17 protein-coding genes are annotated in these 19348 nt (G+C 41.6%); 13 read left to right on the forward strand and 4 right to left on the reverse strand.

The window, feature by feature from the left end; translation table 11 throughout:
- Positions 1-137: 137 nt before the first annotated feature.
- The 6 genes from B7723_RS06975 (at position 138) to dltD (ending at position 6766) form a co-directional block, all read left to right on the forward strand.
- On the forward strand, positions 138-992 hold the full coding sequence (locus B7723_RS06975) for a MetQ/NlpA family ABC transporter substrate-binding protein (protein WP_000694527.1): 855 nt from the start codon (positions 138-140) through the stop codon (positions 990-992).
- Between the two features lie 118 nt (positions 993-1110).
- On the forward strand, positions 1111-2484 hold the full coding sequence (locus tag B7723_RS06980; protein ID WP_084850027.1) for a M20 family metallopeptidase: 1374 nt from the start codon (positions 1111-1113) through the stop codon (positions 2482-2484).
- Positions 2477-3538: a methionine ABC transporter ATP-binding protein gene (locus tag B7723_RS06985; protein ID WP_084850026.1), complete on the forward strand. Its 1062-nt coding sequence runs from the start codon at positions 2477-2479 to the stop codon at positions 3536-3538. The genes B7723_RS06980 and B7723_RS06985 overlap by 8 nt, the downstream gene beginning before the upstream one ends.
- A gap of 1 nt (position 3539) precedes the next feature.
- The gene (locus B7723_RS06990) at positions 3540-4232 is read left to right on the forward strand and encodes a methionine ABC transporter permease (RefSeq protein ID WP_084850025.1); all 693 of its coding nucleotides are present in this window, start codon (positions 3540-3542) and stop codon (positions 4230-4232) included.
- Positions 4233-4391: 159 nt separating this feature from the next.
- Complete coding sequence (gene dltB, locus B7723_RS06995; RefSeq protein ID WP_084850024.1) at positions 4392-5546, forward strand: D-alanyl-lipoteichoic acid biosynthesis protein DltB; 1155 nt, start codon at positions 4392-4394, stop codon at positions 5544-5546.
- A gap of 47 nt (positions 5547-5593) precedes the next feature.
- Positions 5594-6766 (forward strand): D-alanyl-lipoteichoic acid biosynthesis protein DltD, encoded by a 1173-nt coding sequence (gene dltD, locus B7723_RS07000; RefSeq protein ID WP_084850023.1) that lies wholly within the window; start codon positions 5594-5596, stop codon positions 6764-6766.
- A gap of 174 nt (positions 6767-6940) precedes the next feature.
- Here the strand turns inward: dltD and B7723_RS07005 are convergent, their stop codons facing one another.
- Positions 6941-7510 carry an MptD family putative ECF transporter S component gene (locus B7723_RS07005; protein ID WP_084850022.1) on the reverse strand — a complete coding sequence of 190 codons (570 nt, stop codon included), beginning with the start codon at positions 7508-7510 and terminating at the stop codon, positions 6941-6943.
- 133 nt (positions 7511-7643) lie between these two features.
- Here B7723_RS07005 and B7723_RS07010 point away from each other — a divergent pair, with 133 nt between their 5' ends.
- The 5 genes from B7723_RS07010 to nrdI all read left to right on the forward strand — a co-directional run bounded on the left by B7723_RS07010 (position 7644) and on the right by nrdI (position 12343).
- Positions 7644-8258 carry a YesL family protein gene (locus tag B7723_RS07010; RefSeq protein ID WP_000514466.1) on the forward strand — a complete coding sequence of 205 codons (615 nt, stop codon included), beginning with the start codon at positions 7644-7646 and terminating at the stop codon, positions 8256-8258.
- Complete coding sequence (locus tag B7723_RS07015; protein WP_084850021.1) at positions 8236-9906, forward strand: sensor histidine kinase; 1671 nt, start codon at positions 8236-8238, stop codon at positions 9904-9906. The genes B7723_RS07010 and B7723_RS07015 overlap by 23 nt, the downstream gene beginning before the upstream one ends.
- 11 nt (positions 9907-9917) lie before the next feature.
- Positions 9918-11204: a response regulator transcription factor gene (locus B7723_RS07020; RefSeq protein ID WP_084850020.1), complete on the forward strand. Its 1287-nt coding sequence runs from the start codon at positions 9918-9920 to the stop codon at positions 11202-11204.
- A gap of 58 nt (positions 11205-11262) precedes the next feature.
- Positions 11263-11796 (forward strand): ABC transporter permease, encoded by a 534-nt coding sequence (locus B7723_RS07025; RefSeq protein ID WP_084850019.1) that lies wholly within the window; start codon positions 11263-11265, stop codon positions 11794-11796.
- Between the two features lie 76 nt (positions 11797-11872).
- Positions 11873-12343 (forward strand): class Ib ribonucleoside-diphosphate reductase assembly flavoprotein NrdI, encoded by a 471-nt coding sequence (nrdI, locus tag B7723_RS07030; protein WP_000724244.1) that lies wholly within the window; start codon positions 11873-11875, stop codon positions 12341-12343.
- A gap of 81 nt (positions 12344-12424) precedes the next feature.
- Here nrdI and B7723_RS07035 read toward each other — a convergent pair whose 3' ends face one another.
- The 3 genes from B7723_RS07035 to argS all read right to left on the reverse strand — a co-directional run bounded on the left by B7723_RS07035 (position 12425) and on the right by argS (position 16156).
- Complete coding sequence (locus B7723_RS07035; protein ID WP_084850018.1) at positions 12425-13687, reverse strand: NRAMP family divalent metal transporter; 1263 nt, start codon at positions 13685-13687, stop codon at positions 12425-12427.
- 197 nt (positions 13688-13884) lie between these two features.
- Entirely contained in the window at positions 13885-14130 is a 246-nt protein-coding gene (locus B7723_RS07040) for a MarR family transcriptional regulator (RefSeq protein ID WP_084850017.1), read from the reverse strand.
- 334 nt (positions 14131-14464) lie between these two features.
- Entirely contained in the window at positions 14465-16156 is a 1692-nt protein-coding gene (gene argS, locus B7723_RS07045) for an arginine--tRNA ligase (protein WP_084850016.1), read from the reverse strand.
- 154 nt (positions 16157-16310) lie between these two features.
- Between argS and argR the strand changes: the two genes are divergently transcribed.
- Entirely contained in the window at positions 16311-16757 is a 447-nt protein-coding gene (argR, locus tag B7723_RS07050) for an arginine repressor (protein ID WP_001231483.1), read from the forward strand.
- 50 nt (positions 16758-16807) lie between these two features.
- Entirely contained in the window at positions 16808-19342 is a 2535-nt protein-coding gene (mutS, locus tag B7723_RS07055) for a DNA mismatch repair protein MutS (protein ID WP_084850015.1), read from the forward strand.
- Positions 19343-19348: the final 6 nt, after the last annotated feature.

Here is a 19348-nt window from a genome sequence, read left to right on the forward strand (position 1 = left end):
GTCTGAGAAAGGCGGATGATTTCTCAATTTTTAGGTATATAGTTTCAAACTATATGTCTGCCTATCTAATAACAATTTGCTAAATCAAATAAAGTATGAGATACTATTACGGTATTATTTTTAAAGGAGAAAGAATCATGAAAATTAAAAAATGGCTCGGTGTAGCAGCTCTTGCTACAGTTGCAGGTTTGGCTCTTGCAGCTTGCGGAAATTCAGAAAAGAAAGCAGACAACGAAACAGTAGTTAAAATTGCAACAGTTAACCGTAGCGGTTCTGAAGAAGCGCGTTGGGATAAAATTCAAGAATTGGTTGAAAAAGATGGAATTAAATTGGAATTCACAGAGTTCACAGACTATTCACAACCAAACAAGGCAACTGCTGATGGCGAAGTAGACTTGAACGCTTTCCAACACTACAACTTCTTGAACAACTGGAACAAAGAAAACGGGAAAGATCTTGTAGCGATTGCAGATACGTACATCTCACCAATCCGCCTTTACTCAGGTAAAAATGGGGAAGAAAACAAGTACACCAAAGTGGAAGAAATCCCAGATAACGGTGAAATCGCCGTACCAAACGATGCAACAAACGAAAGCCGTGCGCTTTACTTGCTTCAATCAGCTGGTTTGATCAAATTGGATGTTTCTGGAACTGCACTTGCAACAGTTGCTAACATCACAGAAAATCCAAAGAACTTGAAGATTACTGAATTGGACGCTAGCCAAACAGCTCGTTCATTGTCATCAGTTGATGCTGCCGTTGTAAACAATACCTTCGTTACAGAAGCAAAATTGGACTACAAGAAAGCACTCTTCAAAGAACAAGCTGATGAAAACTCAAAACAATGGTACAACATCATCGTTGCGAAAAAAGATTGGGAATCATCACCTAAGGCTGATGCCATCAAGAAAATTATCGCAGCTTACCACACTGATGAAGTGAAAAAAGTTATCGAAGAAACATCAGACGGTTTGGACCAACCAGTTTGGTAATAAGACACAGGGAGGTGGGAGAGAGTTTCCACCTCTTGCTTTTGTATAGAGAGTTGATTTTAAAGAGGCACTTGTGGTTGTTCCAGGGACACAAGTACGTAGTAGAAAGAGAGAGAAAATGGTTTTTCCTAGCGAACAAGAGCAGATTGAAAAATTTGAGAAGGATCATGTGGCCCAACATTATTTCGAAGTCTTACGCACCTTAATTTCCAAGAAATCCGTCTTTGCCCAACAGGTTGGACTCAAGGAAGTCGCAAACTATCTGGGTGAGATTTTCAAGCGTGTAGGGGCTGAAGTGGAGATTGATGAGAGCTACACGGCTCCCTTTGTCATGGCGCATTTCAAGAGTTCGCGTCCGGATGCCAAGACCTTGATCTTCTATAATCACTATGACACCGTGCCAGCGGATGGCGACCAGGTGTGGACAGAGAATCCTTTTACCCTTTCTGTGCGAAATGGCTTTATGTATGGGCGTGGGGTTGACGACGACAAAGGCCACATCACAGCTCGTTTGAGTGCTTTGAGAAAGTATATGCAGCACCATGATGACCTGCCTGTCAATATCAGCTTTATCATGGAAGGGGCAGAGGAGTCTGCTTCCATGGATCTAGATAAGTATTTAGAGAAACACGCAGACAAACTTCGTGGAGCGGACTTGCTAGTCTGGGAACAAGGAACAAAGAACGCCTTGGAACAGCTGGAAATCTCTGGCGGAAACAAGGGAATTGTAACCTTTGATGCTAAGGTGAAAAGTGCGGATGTGGATATCCACTCGAGTTATGGTGGTGTCGTGGAGTCAGCACCTTGGTATCTCCTACAGGCTCTAAGTAGCCTGCGCGCTGCAGATGGTCGTATCTTGGTAGAAGGCTTGTACGAGAATGTTCAAGAGCCAAATGAACGAGAACTAGCCTTGGTAGATACCTATGCCCAACGCAATCCTGAGGAAATTAGTCGCATTTATGGTTTGGAATTGCCTCTCTTACAAGAGGATCGTGCAGCCTTTCTAAAACGTTTCTTTTTCGAGCCAGCCCTTAATATCGAAGGGATTCAGTCAGGTTATCAAGGGCAAGGAGTTAAAACGATTTTGCCAGCAGAAGCCAGTGCTAAGCTTGAGGTTCGTTTGGTTCCTGGCCTAGAACCGCATGATGTTCTGGAAAAAATTTGGAAACAGCTAGACAAAAATGGCTTTGATAAGGTAGAATTATACTATACCTTGGGAGAGATGAGCTATCGAAGCGATATGAGCGCGCCAGCCATTCTCAACGTAATCGAGTTGGCCAAGAAATTCTATCCACAGGGCGTATCAGTCTTGCCTACCACAGCGGGGACAGGGCCTATGCATACGGTCTTTGACGCCCTGGAGGTGCCAATGGTGGCTTTCGGTCTAGGAAATGCAAATAGCCGAGACCATGGTGGAGATGAAAACGTGCGAATCGCCGATTACTACACCCATATTGAATTAGTAGAGGAGCTGATTAGAAGCTATGAGTAGAGATATTATCAAGTTAGATCAGATTGATGTGACTTTTCACCAAAAGAAGAGAACCATCACAGCGGTCAAGGATGTGACTATTCACATCCAAGAAGGGGATATCTACGGAATCGTTGGATATTCTGGAGCAGGGAAATCAACCCTTGTACGGGTGATTAACCTCTTGCAAAAGCCATCTGCTGGGAAAATTACCATTGATAACGACGTTATTTTTAACGGCAGAGTGACCTTGACAGCAGAGCAGTTGCGTCGTAAGCGTCAAGACATTGGGATGATTTTCCAGCATTTTAACCTGATGAGTCAAAAGACAGCAGAGGAAAATGTAGCCTTTGCCCTCAAACACTCTGGACTCAGCAAGGAAGAAAAGAAAGCTAAAGTAGCTAAGTTGTTGGACTTGGTTGGCTTGGCGGATCGTGCTGAAAACTACCCTTCACAACTATCTGGAGGGCAAAAACAGCGTGTGGCCATTGCGCGTGCCTTGGCAAATGATCCAAAAATCTTGATTTCAGACGAGTCAACGTCTGCCCTTGACCCTAAGACAACTAAGCAGATTTTGGCCTTGCTACAAGATTTGAACCAAAAATTAGGCTTGACCGTTGTCTTGATTACGCATGAAATGCAGATTGTCAAAGACATTGCCAACCGTGTGGCGGTCATGCAGGATGGCCGTTTGATTGAAGAAGGCAGTGTCCTTGAAATCTTCTCAGACCCTAAACAACCTTTGACCCAGGACTTTATCTCAACTGCCACAGGTATTGATGAAGCCATGGTCAAGATTGAGAAGCAAGAAATCGTAGAGTACCTATCTGAGAACAGTATCTTAGTGCAGCTCAAGTATGCAGGGGCTTCGACAGACGAACCACTTTTGAATGAATTGTACAAACATTACCAAGTAACGGCCAATATCCTCTATGGAAATATCGAAATTCTCGATGGCACTCCTGTTGGAGAATTGGTTGTGGTCTTGTCAGGGGGAAAAGCAGCGCTAGTAGGTGCTCAAGATGCCATTCGTCAGGCTGGTGTGCAGTTAAAAGTATTGAAGGGAGGACAGTAAGATGGACTCATTGATTCAAACCTATTTACCAAATGTCTACAAGATGGGCTGGGCTGGTCAGGCAGGCTGGGGAACGGCTATCTACCTAACTCTTTATATGACAGTTCTTTCTTTCATCATCGGAGGGTTCTTGGGGTTGGTAGCAGGTCTCTTCCTCGTCTTGACAGCGCCAGGTGGTGTCTTGGAAAATAAGGTTATCTTCTGGATTTTAGACAAGATTACCTCCATTTTCCGTGCAGTTCCTTTCATCATCCTCTTGGCAATCATGTCGCCACTTTCTCACTTGATTGTGAAGACGAGTATCGGACCAAATGCAGCCCTTGTCCCCCTTTCTTTTGCAGTCTTTGCCTTCTTTGCCCGTCAGGTGCAGGTTGTCTTGGCTGAGTTAGATGGTGGTGTCATTGAGGCGGCTCAAGCGAGCGGAGCGACCTTCTGGGACATCGTGGGTGTTTACCTATCAGAAGGTCTTCCAGATTTGATTCGTGTGACGACTGTGACCTTGATTTCCCTTGTTGGGGAAACAGCTATGGCGGGAGCAGTTGGTGCTGGTGGTATCGGTAACGTAGCCATCGCTTATGGATTTAACCGTTACAATCACGATGTGACCATCTTGGCGACTATCATTATCATTTTGATTATCTTTACAATCCAGTTCTTGGGAGATTTCTTGACCAAGAAACTAAGTCATAAATAAATGGAAGGAGTTCAACGGGACTCCTTTTTGTTTTCTCACCGAAATGCAAGAAGGATAAAGCTTCTTTTTAGAAATATGCTATAATAAATAAAGGTCTCCAATTAGCAAATCAGAAAGTTTGCTGTAGAAGAGATGATAATGTAAAGGAGTTTGGCTGGTATGAATTATTTTGAGGGGAATGAGTTTTTCCTTCTCTTATTTGTAGTTTTACTGATTGGTTTTGTGGTAAACTTTTTTGAAAAACGTAAAGACTACTATATTTTGGCGCTCTCCCTCTTATTTGCAGGAGCTATCTATGGTAAGAGTCGAGCGATGATTGTCTATTTGCTCGTCTTTATTGTTTACCAGTATTTTCTGGTTTTTCTAGCACAGCGGATAGAGGCAAAGTGGCTGAAATCACTGGTTTTCCTTTCCATTCTTCCTTTGGTAATCAATAAAGTCTTTGCCCTGACTTCTCTGCATTTGTTGGCCTTTATTGGAATTTCTTACATGTCCTTTAAGACCATTCAGATCATGCTAGAGATATCGGATGGCTTAATCAAAGAAAAAATCAGTGCAAAAGATTATCTACAGTTTTTGCTCTTTTTCCCAACAGTTAGTGCTGGTCCAATTGATCGGAGTAGGAGATTTTTAAAAGAGATGAACGAGGTCATGCCACGAAAAGAGTATCTAGAATTAGCAGGGGACGGTGTGTATCGTATCGTTCTAGGCCTCCTTTACAAGATTGTTTTATCAACCTATGTTTACCAGATGTTACTCGCTCTAAATAATACGGACATAGTCGTTTATTCAATCAAGTATATGTACCTCTATACCTTGTATCTGTTTTTTGACTTTGCAGGCTATAGTCTAATGGCCGTTGGAAGTAGTAACATTCTAGGTATTCAGACACCGATGAACTTTAACAAACCTTTCTTGAGTGTCGATATCAAGGATTTTTGGACCAGATGGCATATCACCTTGTCGACCTGGTTGAGAGATTTTGTATTTTCAAGAGTATTGATGCAGGTTATCAGGAAAAAATGGTTTAAAAATAGACTACACAATGCAACCTATGCCTATATGGTCAATATGTTGGTCATGGGTTTTTGGCATGGTCTCAGTGTTAGTTACATTGTCTATGGTTTTTACCATGGTGTCTTGATGGCTGGATTTGAAGTGTATCAAAAGAAAAGCAATTTTTATAAGAAAAATAAAAACAAAAAATGGTATAAGCTACTAAGTTGGTTTGTGACCATGAATTTGGTTATGGTTGGTTTCTTTATCTTTTCAGGTGAACCCTATAAAATCTTACTGACGACTTTAAAGAGATAAGAGATTGAGAAGAAATCAGACAGATCGAAGGGATAGGATAAAACGAGATGATTAAATTAAAAGCATTTTTACTATCGCTTGTGCTCGTAATTGCGACGCTTGCCCTTTTAAATGTGACGTATGTCAAGACGATTGATGATTATTATAAAGTCGAGGATAACAGTATTCGTTACAATACCTCATATGAAAAGTATAAAAGTAGAGATATTCTAACAAGCAATATCACCCCCAATACACTGGTTCTAATGGGTTCCTCAGAATTGGTTGCGACGATAAATGAAGACTATCATCCAAATAAAATTTTTAACTACAACGATTTTAATATCATGCAGATTGGGACCAGTTATTCTCAAAACATCATTCAGGCTTCTACTTTAGCTTCTATTGAAGGAGCTATGAGTAAGCGAAAAGTAGCTATAGTAGAGTCGGTTCAGTGGTTTGAAAAAGATGGGACCCATCAAGATGCTTTTTTGAACAAGGCCTCTCAGGAACATATTTTCCACATGCTAGATAATGACAAGATTAGTAAAGAAACGAAAGAAAAACTAATCAATCGCATTATCGAGATTACCAAGGGGAACAAGCAACAAAACGACATCTACAAAAAATACAAAAGTTATTTCATAGATGGAAAAGGAACCATTGTTGATAAAAAACTATTAGAGTTAGATAACGCGATGTATTCCTTTAAGCTCAAACGAAAATTTTATGAAAATCATGAGAAATCAGATTATCCTTCACTAGGAGACAAAACCCCAGACTATGATTGGGAAAAGATGACGGATCAGTTTGTGGAAGAGGTCAAAAAGAAAACAGACAATAATGACTATGCTGTTGATAATAACTACTACAATACTTACTTAAAAGATCGCTATGCATCGCTGAAAGATTCCAATAAAGATTTGAGCTACCTAGAGTCACCAGAATATTCAGATATGGAACTTTTCTTGACGGTTGCTAAAGAATTGGGCATTGAAGTTGAGGTTATTATTTTCCCAGTAAACGGGAAATGGAACGACTACACAGGAGTCTCAAGAGATATGCGAGAAAAAACTTATAAAAAAATAGAAGATGTCGCAAAAAGCCATGGTGCAACCGTATTAAACTATGGAAACAGAGAGTATGATGATTACTTTTTATTTGACGTGATGCACGTTGGAGTGAAAGGATGGATGGAAGTTGAAAAAGAACTTTACAAATTTGCAAACCAAGCTAACTAACACACATCGTTTAATCTTGTGGACACTATTTTTCTATACGGTTATCTTGAGCATCGTGGTTTACTGTTTTGTGACCGATTTTTCGAATATTCAAGAATTTATCTATAGTGAATTTTAAGATTGTATACAAAAAGGCCCTGGAGCTAGGCATTGCTAGTCTTCAGGGCTTTTATCTTATAGTTTATCAGCTGTTTTTTGACTTAGAAATTGCCCAACCACAGCCCCAAACAAGGCACCTAGGAGGATGCTTGAAACAAAGAGAAGGATTTTGTCTAACTCTGGAGCGACCATGATACGGTCAATGTATTCTTGGGATTTCCCACGCGCAAGTAAGGTGGCCACGTAAGCTTTGGGACGGATCCACATGAGGAAGATAGGGCCACTTGTGCTAAAAGCAAAGACGAGGAAGGAGAGGGTGTTTTTGATTCGGTCTTTGTAGTTTCCGAGACGAGCGATGGCATCTGCTGCAAGACCACAGGCGAGTCCTGGGAGAAAGGCACCAGCGCCATGCTTGCTAGCTAGGAAGAAAAGTGCCATAAAAAGTCCTAGAGTGGTGATAGCACCAAAACGAGGGACCTTCGCCAAAAGAAGCATATAGACACTGCCACCGACAAGGGCAGAAAAGGCAGGCGCGTAGAACATATTGCCTGTTTGATCGACCAGGTGTCCTAGGAAGACTCCAATCCCTACACAGAGAAAGTAGAGGACGGCGGCTAAGAGGGTGGTTAAGATATTTTTCTTCATGAGAATCTCCTTGATGCGAATTAACAAAACCAATTGTATCACGCTTTTTGAGGATTGTAAATGGGAGTTCTATATTTTTGAAAACGCTTGAAATATGATATAATAGTTACATCGTTAGTTTAAGGAGAGTAGCATGGGAAAATTTCTAGAATTCGTCTTTAATCGTATCTTTTTGGGAATGATGGCGACGGCTTATTTCTGGCTATTAACACTAGCAGGAGGAGTGGTCTTTGGTTTGGCCCCAGCTAGTGCAACTCTTATGAGTTTGTATGCGGAACATGGTTATACCTATCGAGCATACCATTTGAAGGAAGCTTGGGAATTGTATAAGAGCAATTTTGTCAAGAGTAATCTGGCTTTCTATAGTTTTGTGTTTGTGGATCTTGTCCTAGTTTATGGTTTATACCTTCTAGTTCAATTGCCCCACCAGACGATTTTCCACCTCTTGGCGACCTTTCTCAATGTCCTTGTAGTTGCTCTTGTCTTTCTAGCCTATACTGTTTCCTTGAAACTTCAGGTGTACTTTGATTTATCCTACCAAAATACCTTGAAACTGTCCCTTATAGGGATTTTTATGAGCTTACCTGCGATTGCCAAGGTTTTACTCGGGTCTGCTCTCCTTGTAGGAGTTGGTTATTATATGCCTGCCTTGCTCTTTTTTGTAGGAATTGGAATGTGGCATTTCTTTATCAGTGATATGTTGGAACCTATTTATGAAAGTATCCATGAAAAATTGGCGACAAAATAGAATGAAGCAGTTTTGGCTTCACTCTCTTTTACGGATTTATAGTTTGGTCATGATCGTGGTCATTGCCAGTTTTGCGATTATGCTATCGTATGCTGACTGGGATTCACGTGAGAAAGAGGCCCAACGGGTTGCAGAACGTGTGACCACTCGGACAGTGAGTGAAGTGGAATACTATCACAGAGAGTCAACCCAACTTGCTCAGTCTTTGGTTGAAAATCAGGCCCGTATCGAAGGAATTTACAAGTATTTCAGTCTCAGCACACCAGACTATTTCTATTGGCAATTAGAGCGTAAAACTTCGCCTTATATCTCTGTTTCTCTGTATGAAAATATTGATGATCTCTATGTTCGGAATGATTTTGTGACTGGAGTGGCTATTGTTCTTCAGGACTACAAGGAAGTGTATGTTTCGACTAGAGAAAAACGCAGTGGAGAGAAAATTCCTGCGGAGGATTTTAAGCCAACAGCCAATAGTTTTGCCATTCCTGTTTCCGATCCTGTGTCTGACAAGGATTTAGGAGTGATCTATATCTCCCTATCCCCGGATGTTTTACATGGCGCTATTGACAATACTCGGGGTCATATCCCAATGGCTGTAACAGTAACTTCGCCTTTTGAGACCGAGATGTTCCATATTGGGGAGAAGGTCTCAGCCGAGCGAGAAAACTGGTTTGTGGGTGTCACCTCTCATGCTTATCAGGTTCGAGTCGCTGTTCCTAAAAATTTTGTTCTTACAGGAACTTTGACGAGTTCAGCTGTCATTATTGGGCTAAGTATTCTCTTTATCATTATTTTGTACGTGACCCTTAGACAGACTTTTTCAAATTACCAAAAGCAGGTCGTAGACCTAGTAGATTCGATCGAGGTGATTGCTCAAGGAGAAGAAGGCCTTCGAATCGATACCTCTGAAAAAGACCAAGAGTTGCTTCTCATTGCAGAAACAACCAATGATATGTTGGATCGCCTGGAAAAAAATATCCATGATATCTATCAGCTAGAGCTCAGCCAAAAAGATGCCAATATGCGAGCCCTGCAGGCTCAAATCAATCCTCACTTTATGTACAATACTCTAGAGTTTTTACGGATGTATGCCGTCATGCAAAGTCAGGATGAACTGGCAGATATTATCTATGAATTTAGTAGCTTGTTACGCAACAATATCTCCGACGAGCGGGAAACGACCCTGAAGCAGGAGTTAGAATTTTGCCGAAAATATAGCTATCTCTGTATGGTGCGTTATCCTAAATCCATTGCTTATGGTTTCAAGATTGAACCAGAATTGGAAGAAATGAGGATTCCAAAATTTACACTCCAACCATTAGTAGAAAACTACTTTGCCCATGGTGTTGACCATCGCAGAACGGATAATGTCATCAGTATTAAATCCTTGAAGGGCCAAGGCTTCGTTGAAATCCTAGTGGAAGACAATGGTCGAGGAATGCCCGCTGAGAAACTAGCTAGCTTGCAAGAAAAATTAGCTCAGCGAAGTTTTGAACACGAGGCAAGCTATAGTGGGGAGCGGCAATCAATTGGAATAGTAAATGTACACGAACGCTTTGTTCTCTACTTTGGGGATCGCTACCAAATCAGTGTAGAGTCAGCTGAGCAAGAAGGTGTTCGTTACCATATCACTATCCAGGATGAATAGAAAGGGTAGAAATGTATAAAGTTTTATTAGTAGACGATGAGTACATGGTGACAGAGGGGCTCAAGCGATTAATCCCCTTTGAAAAATGGGATATGCAAGTCGTCGCGACAGCTAATCACGCAGATGATGCTTTGGACTATGTCAAGAAAAATCCAGTAGATGTGGTCATTTCCGATGTCAACATGCCAGATAAGACCGGACTTGAGATGATTAGGGAAATGAAAGAGCTACTTCCAGATACCTATTATATCTTGCTGTCTGGTTATCAGGAGTTTGAGTACGTCAAAAAAGCCATGAACCTTAGTGTCGTGGATTATCTGGTTAAGCCAGTAGACAAGGTGGAGTTGGGTAATTTACTAGAAAAGATTGCGCAACAGCTTCAGGAAAAAGTGGAGCAAAGTCAGACCCTCAGTCAAGAATTGGATGAGACAGGATTTACAAACTACCTGTCAGGTAAAGACAGCTGGTGGATTGGTCTATCCAAGGAAAAGCAGGGTTCGTTTACCATTCCTTACTATGTTTTGGGGCAAGACTGGCAGATTTTCATCTCTGATCAACCGCTCGATGGCATCATCGTGACACCATTTGAAGCACCCTACCAGCAGTCCTTTGAGAATTGGAAGATCAACGCTGAAAAAGCCCTCTTCTACGGTTCTGTCAATCTAGAAAAATCCGAGAGTTTGTTTGCTTATTACGAGCCGATTTATCGGGTGATTATCCAAGGGAATATCAATCAAATCATCGAAGAATTAACCCTGCTAGAGAAGGTCGTCTTGGAGAATACCCCGCGCGTGGCCATCACAAAGCAGCTCTTCACCCAGTTTGTCATGGATGTCTTTCATTTGTTTGAACACCTAAAAGCAGATGATATGACCGAGATTGTCAAAGCTATCCATGCCATTAACACCTTTGAAGAATTGGTTGCCTATATCAAAGAAACCTTGACCAAGTTCTTTGGCCAGTACCGCATGAATGAAAATGTGGTGAGTGTTCTGGAGGTGATTGGGCGTGATTATCAGAAAGAGCTCTCACTTAAGGATATTAGCAAGGATCTCTTTATCAATCCTGTCTATCTCGGTCAGCTGATTAAGAGGGAAACCAACTCAACCTTTGCGGAATTGCTCAATAAACAGCGAATAAAAGCAGCGCAGCAACTTTTACTTTCGACCAGTGATAGCATCGAAGATATTTGCTATGCAGTTGGCTACAGTAATGTTGGATATTTCTACAAGGTTTTCCGTAAATTGTGCGGAAAATCACCGAAAGCTTATCGGAAACAAGTTGAAACCAGCTTGTAAAAGTTGTATTCCTGTACAAAAAATGCTATAATGTTCAAAATATCTTATGGAGGAAAACATGAAAAAGAATCCTATTTATCTTTGGGTTTTGTTAGTCCTATCAGCCCTCATTTCATCTATGTCATTATTTGGAATCTTGAGTCCATTGCCAAGTAAAGATGTTCTTCGTGCGAGCCTGGCGAATAGCGGGACGCTTACTGCCCAGCAAATAGAAGACACGGTTAACTATACTTACCAAGTAACAGCATCATCGCACTCAATTTTTAATGTAGTTTTGATTGTTTTATCTGCTATTTTAGTTGTGGTAGCCTTTGTGTTCTTAGTTCGTAAAAACGTCCAATTTGCAAACTATGCTTATCTTGGCTATCTTTTACTAGCGATTGTTGGTTTGGTTTATAGCTATATGAACGTTCAAGATGCGGTTCAATTAATCAAAGATACTACTCTCGGCTTAGGAATGGGAGCATTTGCACAAGGAACGAATATTTTGTTCATCATTATCAATGTTCTCTTTTTAGCCTTAGTCTTTTACAAGATGTGGCGCCAACAAAAAGATTTGGCCGAAGAAGTCGAAGCAGAAGAAGTTGCCTAAGTATTGACAAAAAAGAACTATCAAGTTACAATCTTGGTAGTTCTTTTTAAATCGTAAACAAAAAATCGAGGTCAACATGAAAAAAATATCCCTAGTGTATATCAGTCTGAGTGGGAATACAGAGAGTTTTGTAACCCGACTCAAGGACTATCTCTTGTCTCAGTATGAGGGAATTGAGGTCCAAAAAATCCATATCAAGGATTTGGTCAAGGAAGGCCAAGAATTCTTTGAAATGGAACATCCCTATGTCGCTTTCTTGCCGACCTATCTGGAAGGTGGAAATGGTGTCGATAACGGCGATGTTGAGATTCTTACGACTCCAGTGGGCGACTTTATCGCCTATGGAGACAATGCTAGTAAGTGTTTTGGGGTAGTGGGTTCCGGTAATCGCAATTTTAACAATCAATACTGCCTGACAGCCAAGCAGTACAGCCAGCGTTTTGGTTTCCCCGTTCTAGCAGACTTTGAAATGCGTGGTATGCTGGGAGATATTAAAAAGGTCGCAGCAATTATCGCGGATTTGTATGAGTTAGAAACAGAGAAATAAAGTAGTACTGAGGGGCAGTTGAGATTTTCAACTGCTTTTCGTGTATGCAAAAAGCACCCCGTAAGGGTGCCATTTTATAAACTATCCTGCTTTTCCGATGGCAAGTGCATAGATAAAGAAAATAGCAAAGCCAAAGAGGAAAATCAATCCTGCGATAGCGAGGAGTTTTAGCCAAGAAGGAAGATTTTTATTCTCACGTGTCACCAATACATAGTTCAAAAGAGCGAAGAATGGTGTTGTTAGGAAAGATCCGATCATGGCAAAGCGGAGCATGGTAGAAACTTGACCAGCAAAGAATTTAATAATTACGATACCAATGATAGCGGTAATGGTCATCCAGATGTTCAAAGATTTACGAGTATCCTCTTTTTGACGAATCAAGAGTCGTAGCGATTCCTGATTGACACGAGAGTAACCATCGATAACGGTGATGACCGTTCCAAAGATACAGAGAAAGGCGATAAAGGTAATCAAATAACGGGACCATTCTCCAAGAACAGAGGCATACATACCCACAAACTGAGAAATGTACTTAGCTGAAGCAGCTTCAACTGCCTGCCCGGTAGGATACTGAATCAGTGCTCCTAGTGCCACGAAGAATACAGCTAGGATAGCAGTTCCAATGTAACCAACATTAAAGTCAAAAAGAGCGTCCGCTGTATTAAAGTTGACGGTCTTTTTCTTTTCAGCAGACCAGAGTGAATTGATGGCTGAAATTTCAATAGGAGCAGGCATCCATCCTAAGAGGGAAACGATGAAAGGGAGGGCCGCCATTTGCCAAGGTGTCTTTTCGATAAAATCAGAGCTGTATTCTGGATGTTTAATTGCTGCAATGATAACTGCAAGAACAGTTGCAATGGTCAAAGCAGACATGATCCATTTTGCCATACCATCTAATAGTTTGTAGCCACCAAAGAGTAGCATGGCCCAAATGACTGCAACAAGGATAAGGGACCACTGAGTGATGCTAAGTCCAATCATTGGGAAGGCGCTAGCGATGATGGCTGAGCAAAGGATAGCGACTCCAGCTGTATTGACCATAGCAGAGAAGACATTGAGGACAAAGAAAATCCAGAGATAGATTTTTCCTTTTTCAGCATAGCCTTCTACCAAGGTTTTACCAGTGTCGGCAGTATATTCGGCACCAAAACGGAAAAATGGATATTTAAAAACATTGGCCAAGATAACCAAGAGGAGTAGTGACCAACCATAAGAACCACCAGCTTGAGTAGAGGATACGATATGAGAACCTCCAACGGCAGCAGAAGCCATTAGGATTCCTGGCCCCATTGCCTTTAGTTTGCTTGCCCAGGTTGACTGGTTTGATGACGTAACTTGTGACATAATAAACGCTCCTATTTTTGAATTTTCAGAATAATCTGAATAGATAGCTACTATTCTACAAAAAACTTAAAAGAAATGCAAGAATATTTTGAAAAAATATAGAAAATTACAGAAAACTTTACATGCATTAATGAAATTTCTCCAAGGAGAATATGGTAAGCCTAAAAAATCCGAGAAGCTTTCTTCTCGGATTTTGATTATTTCAATTGATCTGTGACGTCTTTTGAGAGCAACATTCCCAGATGGTAAGTTTTATTGATATGTGCAATGACATCATTGATATTTTCAGTCGTGTGAATTTTCTCTTTGATGTCAGACCTAAATGTCTCGTCCTTCAAGAGTTGCTCTTGGTAGAGTCTTTGAAGTCTTTCCTTCTCGTACTTATTGAGCAGAAAAAGGAAAACCAAGCTAATTATAACGAGGATATAAGCATATTGACTCATAAGGTATCTCCCAGTATGATAAAGAAATAGTAAAAGTGAATAAATTGTTTTATTGAATAGCTGCAAGGCCGAACAAAATATAAATGTTATTTTGCCTCAATCTTTCAGATTGTTTTCAAGTAATTTAAAAGATTACGACATGAGCCTAACCAAATCGATATTATTTGGTTAGGTGAATTAGTGAAGCGTTTAGGCAATTCGTACTGGTTACGACGTCATGGGCTCTAAATCGATTATATTTAGGGACCATGACTAGTGAAGCGCCTAGCCAAAGTCCGAATAGGATTTGGCGTTAGTTACTTAGATTGCTCTGCAATCAAGTAACTTTGGCGATTTACATCTTCTCCGGCGCTTCTACTCCGAGCAAACGAAGAGCTTCTTTGAGGACGACTGCGGTTGCGTAGCTGAGGGCCAGACGACTGTCGCGCTCAGGACTTTCATCTAGGATACGTGTATGTGCATAGTACTTGTTGAAAGCTTGAGCCAGACTAATCGCAAATTTCGCAATGATAGAAGGTTCAAAGTTATCTGCTGCACGATTGATAATACGTGGGAAGTCTTGGAGTAGTTTAATGATTTCCCAGCTTTCAGCATCATTCAGGCTGTAGTTGCCAGCTGTATCTGGTTTGAAATCGGCTTTGCGCAAGATAGATTGGATACGAGCGTAGGCGTATTGAACGTAAGGTCCAGTTTCCCCTTCAAAGGATACCATAGCCTCAAGGTCGAAGTCATATCCATTTGTACGGTCGGTCTTAAGATCATAGAACTTGATAGCTCCAACTCCAACAGCGTGGGCAACCTGGTCTTTATTTTCTAACTCAGGATTTTTCGCTTCGATTTGGGCCTTGGCACGACTAACAGCCTCAGCGATAGTCGGCTCTAGCAAGATGACATTTCCTTTACGAGTAGAGAGTTTTTTCCCTTCTTTTGTTACCAATCCAAACGGAACATGGACAATGTCTTGGCTCCAATCGTAGCCCATCTCTTGTAGTACTGCCTTGAGTTGTTTGAAGTGGGCAGATTGCTCTTGACCAACAACATAGATGGATTTTGCAAATTGGTATTCCTTTTTACGGTAGAGGGCTGCAGCCAAGTCACGTGTGATATAGAGAGTTGCACCATCAGATTTCTTGATAAGGGCTGGATGTTCAATTCCATATTTCTCAAGATTGACAACTTGAGCCCCTTCTGACTCAACAAGAAGTCCTTTTTCAGCGAGAATGTCTACAACAGCATCCATCTTATCATTGTAAAAGGCTTCCCCGTTGTAGCTGTCAAAATCAACTTGCAATTCATTGTAAAGGCGGTTGAATTCCACTAAACTTTCATCACGGAACCATTGCCAGAGAGCGAGGGCTTCCTCATCTCCATTCTCCAGTTTGCGGAACCATTCGCGTGCTTCTTCATCCAAGCTAGGATCTTTTTCAGCTTCAGCATTGATGCGAACGTAGAGTTTAAGAAGTTCATCGATTGGATGCGCTTTAACGGCTTCCTCATTTCCCCATTTCTTGTAGGCGACAATCAGCATCCCAAACTGTTTGCCCCAGTCTCCCAAATGATTGACCTTGACTGTTTGATAACCGATTTTTTGGAAAATATGTGACAAGCTATCTCCGATAACTGTTGAACGCAAGTGCCCAATAGAGAATGGTTTTGCGATGTTGGGACTAGACATATCAATAACGACATTTTCTTGCTTGCCAATGGTTTGGTCAGCATAGTGCTCTTTCTCAGTAATAACATCCTGTAATACTTGAGCCGAAATAGCAGATTTATCAAGGAAAAAGTTGACGTAAGGTCCTGTAGCAACAACCTTTTCAAAGGCTTGACTATTGATTTTTTCAGCAATATCTGCTGCAATCATTTGCGGAGCTTTACGCTCGACCTTTGCTAGAGAAAAGGCAGGGAAGGCGATGTCTCCCATTTCTGAGTTTTTAGGTGTTTCCAGTAAATTTAAAATAGCCTCTTGGTCCAGGCTATCAATGACGCTAGCCAACTCGCTAGCAATCAATTCTTTTGTATTCATAAGGGCTCCTTTTGGGCTTTTTTACTATTTTAACACAATTTACTACATTTTTTGAGAAAGAAAAGAATTTTTTTGAATTATCTAGTTTTTTTGGTATAATATAGTTATAAAATAAATGTAAAATTTGTTATAAATATTCACTTAAGAGGATAATATGAGAAAAAGAGAACGGCATCAATTGATTAAAAAGATGATCACCGAAGAAAAACTTGGGACACAAAAAGAGATTCAAGATCGTTTAGAAGCTCGTAATGTTTATGTGACACAAACGACTTTGTCACGTGATTTGCGTGAAATCGGCTTGACCAAGGTTAAGAAAAATGATATGGTGTATTATGTACTAGCAAATGAGACAGATAAGATTGATTTAGTTGAGTTTTTGTCTCATCATTTAGAAGGTGTTGCAAGAGCAGAGTTCACCTTGGTACTTCATACCAAACTTGGGGAAGCTGCAGTCTTAGCAAACATTGTAGATGCAAACAAGGATGAATGGATTTTAGGAACGGTTGCTGGTGCTAATACCTTATTGGTTATTTGTCGAGACCAGCACGTTGCCAAGCTGATGGAAGATCGTTTGCTAGATTTGATGAAAGATAAATAAGGTCTTGGGAGTTGCTCTCAAGACTTATTTTTAGCAAGGAGAGACGAAAAATGGCAACAGAAAAGCTATCACCCGGCATGCAACAGTATGTGGATATTAAGAAACAATACCCAGATGCTTTTTTGCTTTTTCGAATGGGTGATTTTTACGAGTTGTTCTATGAAGATGCAATTAATGCAGCGCAAATTTTAGAAATTTCCTTAACGAGTCGGAATAAAAATGCAGAAAATCCGATACCTATGGCGGGCGTCCCCTATCATTCTGCCCAGCAGTATATCGATGTTCTGATTGAGCAGGGCTATAAGGTAGCCATAGCCGAGCAGATGGAAGATCCCAAACAAGCGGTTGGGGTTGTCAAGCGAGAGGTGGTTCAGGTTATTACGCCAGGGACAGTAGTTGATAGCAGTAAGCCCGATAGTCAGAATAATTTCTTGGTTGCCTTAGATCGTGATGGCAATCAGTTTGGTCTGGCTTATATGGACCTGGTGACGGGTGACTTTTATGTGACGGGGCTTTTGGATTTCACTCTCGTTTGTGGGGAAATTCGCAATCTCAAGGCGCGAGAAGTGGTGCTGGGTTATGACTTGTCTGAAGAAGAAGAACAAATCCTCAGCCGTCAGATGAATCTGGTGCTTTCCTATGAGAAGGAAGGCTTTGAGGATGTCCATTTACTGGATCCACGACTGGCAGCTGTGGAGCAAGCAGCAGCTAGTAAGCTCCTCCAGTATATTCACCGAACCCAGATGCGGGAATTGAACCATCTCAAACCAGTTATCCGCTATGAAATCAAAGATTTCTTGCAGATGGATTATGCGACCAAGGCTAGTCTGGATCTGGTTGAGAATGCCCGTTCAGGTAAGAAGCAAGGCAGTCTTTTCTGGCTTTTAGATGAAACCAAAACAGCTATGGGAATGCGGCTCTTGCGTTCTTGGATCCATCGTCCTTTGATTGATAAGGAGCGAATCATCCAACGTCAAGACGTGGTGCAAGTCTTTCTTGACCACTTCTTTGAGCGCAGCGATTTAACGGATAGCCTCAAGGGTGTTTATGACATCGAACGTTTGGCTAGTCGAGTTTCTTTTGGCAAAACCAATCCCAAGGATCTCTTGCAACTGGCGACTACCTTATCTAGTGTGCCACGGATTCGAGCGATTTTAGAGGGAATGGAGCAGCCTGCTTTAGCTTATCTCATCGCACAATTGGATGCCATTCCAGAGTTAGAGAGTTTGATTAGCGCAGCGATTGCCCCTGAAGCTCCTCATGTGATTACGGAAGGAGGCATTATCCGTACGGGATTTGATGAGACCTTGGATAAATACCGTCGAGTACTTAGAGAAGGGACCAGCTGGATTGCTGAGATTGAGGCTAAGGAACGAGAAAACTCTGGTATCAGTACGCTCAAGATTGACTACAACAAAAAAGATGGCTACTATTTCCATGTGACCAATTCGCAACTGGGAAATGTGCCAGCCCACTTTTTCCGCAAGGCAACGCTGAAAAACTCAGAACGCTTTGGAACTGAGGAATTAGCTCGTATCGAGGGAGATATGCTGGAGGCGCGTGAAAAGTCAGCCAACCTAGAGTACGAAATCTTTATGCGCATCCGTGAGGAAGTCAGCAAGTACATCCAGCGTTTGCAGGCTCTAGCCCAAGGAATTGCGACAGTTGATGTCCTGCAAAGTCTCGCAGTTGTGGCTGAAACCCAGCATTTGATTCGACCTGAGTTTGGTGACGATTCACAAATCGCTATCCAGAAAGGACGCCATGCGGTCGTCGAAAAGGTTATGGGAGCGCAGACCTACATTCCAAACAATATCCAGATGTCAGAAGATACCAGCATTCAACTAATTACGGGACCCAACATGAGCGGGAAGTCTACCTACATGCGCCAGTTAGCTATGACGGCGGTGATGGCTCAGATGGGTTCTTATGTGCCGGCAGAAAGCGCCCATTTGCCTATCTTCGATGCCATCTTTACTCGTATCGGAGCAGCAGATGACTTGGTTTCAGGTCAATCAACCTTTATGGTGGAGATGATAGAGGCCAACAATGCCATTTCGCATGCGACCAAGGACTCCTTGATTCTCTTTGATGAATTGGGACGCGGAACTGCAACTTATGATGGGATGGCTCTTGCCCAGTCCATCATCGAATACATTCATGAACATATCGGAGCCAAAACCCTCTTTGCGACCCACTACCATGAGTTGACCAGTCTGGAGTCCAGTTTGGAACACTTGGTCAATGTCCATGTGGCGACCTTGGAGCAGGATGGGCAGGTTACCTTCCTTCACAAGATCGAACCAGGACCAGCTGACAAATCCTACGGTATCCACGTTGCTAAGATTGCTGGCTTACCAGCAAAACTTTTATCAAGGGCGGATAAGATATTGACTCAACTGGAGAATCAAGGGACGGAAAGTCCTGCTCCAATGAGAGAAACAAGTGCTGTTACTGAACAGATGTCACTCTTTGATACCCCTGCAGAGCATCCTATCCTAGCAAAATTAGCTAAACTGGATGTTTACAATATGACACCGATGCAGGCTATGAATGTCTTGGTTGAGCTCAAACAAAAGTTATAAAAAGAG

Source organism: Streptococcus oralis subsp. oralis (assembly GCF_002096435.1).
Taxonomy (GTDB): domain Bacteria; phylum Bacillota; class Bacilli; order Lactobacillales; family Streptococcaceae; genus Streptococcus; species Streptococcus oralis_AA.

Coding starts and splice junctions, on each gene's coding strand:
- B7723_RS07025 (WP_084850019.1), top strand. CDS start 11,263: ATGAAAAAGAATCCTATTTATCTTTGGGTTTTGTTAGTCCTATCAGCC.
- B7723_RS06990 (WP_084850025.1), top strand. CDS start 3,540: ATGGACTCATTGATTCAAACCTATTTACCAAATGTCTACAAGATGGGC.
- B7723_RS07015 (WP_084850021.1), top strand. CDS start 8,236: ATGAAAAATTGGCGACAAAATAGAATGAAGCAGTTTTGGCTTCACTCT.
- B7723_RS07020 (WP_084850020.1), top strand. CDS start 9,918: ATGTATAAAGTTTTATTAGTAGACGATGAGTACATGGTGACAGAGGGG.
- argR (WP_001231483.1), top strand. CDS start 16,311: ATGAGAAAAAGAGAACGGCATCAATTGATTAAAAAGATGATCACCGAA.
- B7723_RS07035 (WP_084850018.1), bottom strand. CDS start 13,687: ATGTCACAAGTTACGTCATCAAACCAGTCAACCTGGGCAAGCAAACTA.
- mutS (WP_084850015.1), top strand. CDS start 16,808: ATGGCAACAGAAAAGCTATCACCCGGCATGCAACAGTATGTGGATATT.
- argS (WP_084850016.1), bottom strand. CDS start 16,156: ATGAATACAAAAGAATTGATTGCTAGCGAGTTGGCTAGCGTCATTGAT.
- B7723_RS06980 (WP_084850027.1), top strand. CDS start 1,111: ATGGTTTTTCCTAGCGAACAAGAGCAGATTGAAAAATTTGAGAAGGAT.
- B7723_RS06975 (WP_000694527.1), top strand. CDS start 138: ATGAAAATTAAAAAATGGCTCGGTGTAGCAGCTCTTGCTACAGTTGCA.
- dltD (WP_084850023.1), top strand. CDS start 5,594: ATGATTAAATTAAAAGCATTTTTACTATCGCTTGTGCTCGTAATTGCG.
- dltB (WP_084850024.1), top strand. CDS start 4,392: ATGAATTATTTTGAGGGGAATGAGTTTTTCCTTCTCTTATTTGTAGTT.
- B7723_RS07010 (WP_000514466.1), top strand. CDS start 7,644: ATGGGAAAATTTCTAGAATTCGTCTTTAATCGTATCTTTTTGGGAATG.
- B7723_RS07005 (WP_084850022.1), bottom strand. CDS start 7,510: ATGAAGAAAAATATCTTAACCACCCTCTTAGCCGCCGTCCTCTACTTT.
- B7723_RS07040 (WP_084850017.1), bottom strand. CDS start 14,130: ATGAGTCAATATGCTTATATCCTCGTTATAATTAGCTTGGTTTTCCTT.
- B7723_RS06985 (WP_084850026.1), top strand. CDS start 2,477: ATGAGTAGAGATATTATCAAGTTAGATCAGATTGATGTGACTTTTCAC.
- nrdI (WP_000724244.1), top strand. CDS start 11,873: ATGAAAAAAATATCCCTAGTGTATATCAGTCTGAGTGGGAATACAGAG.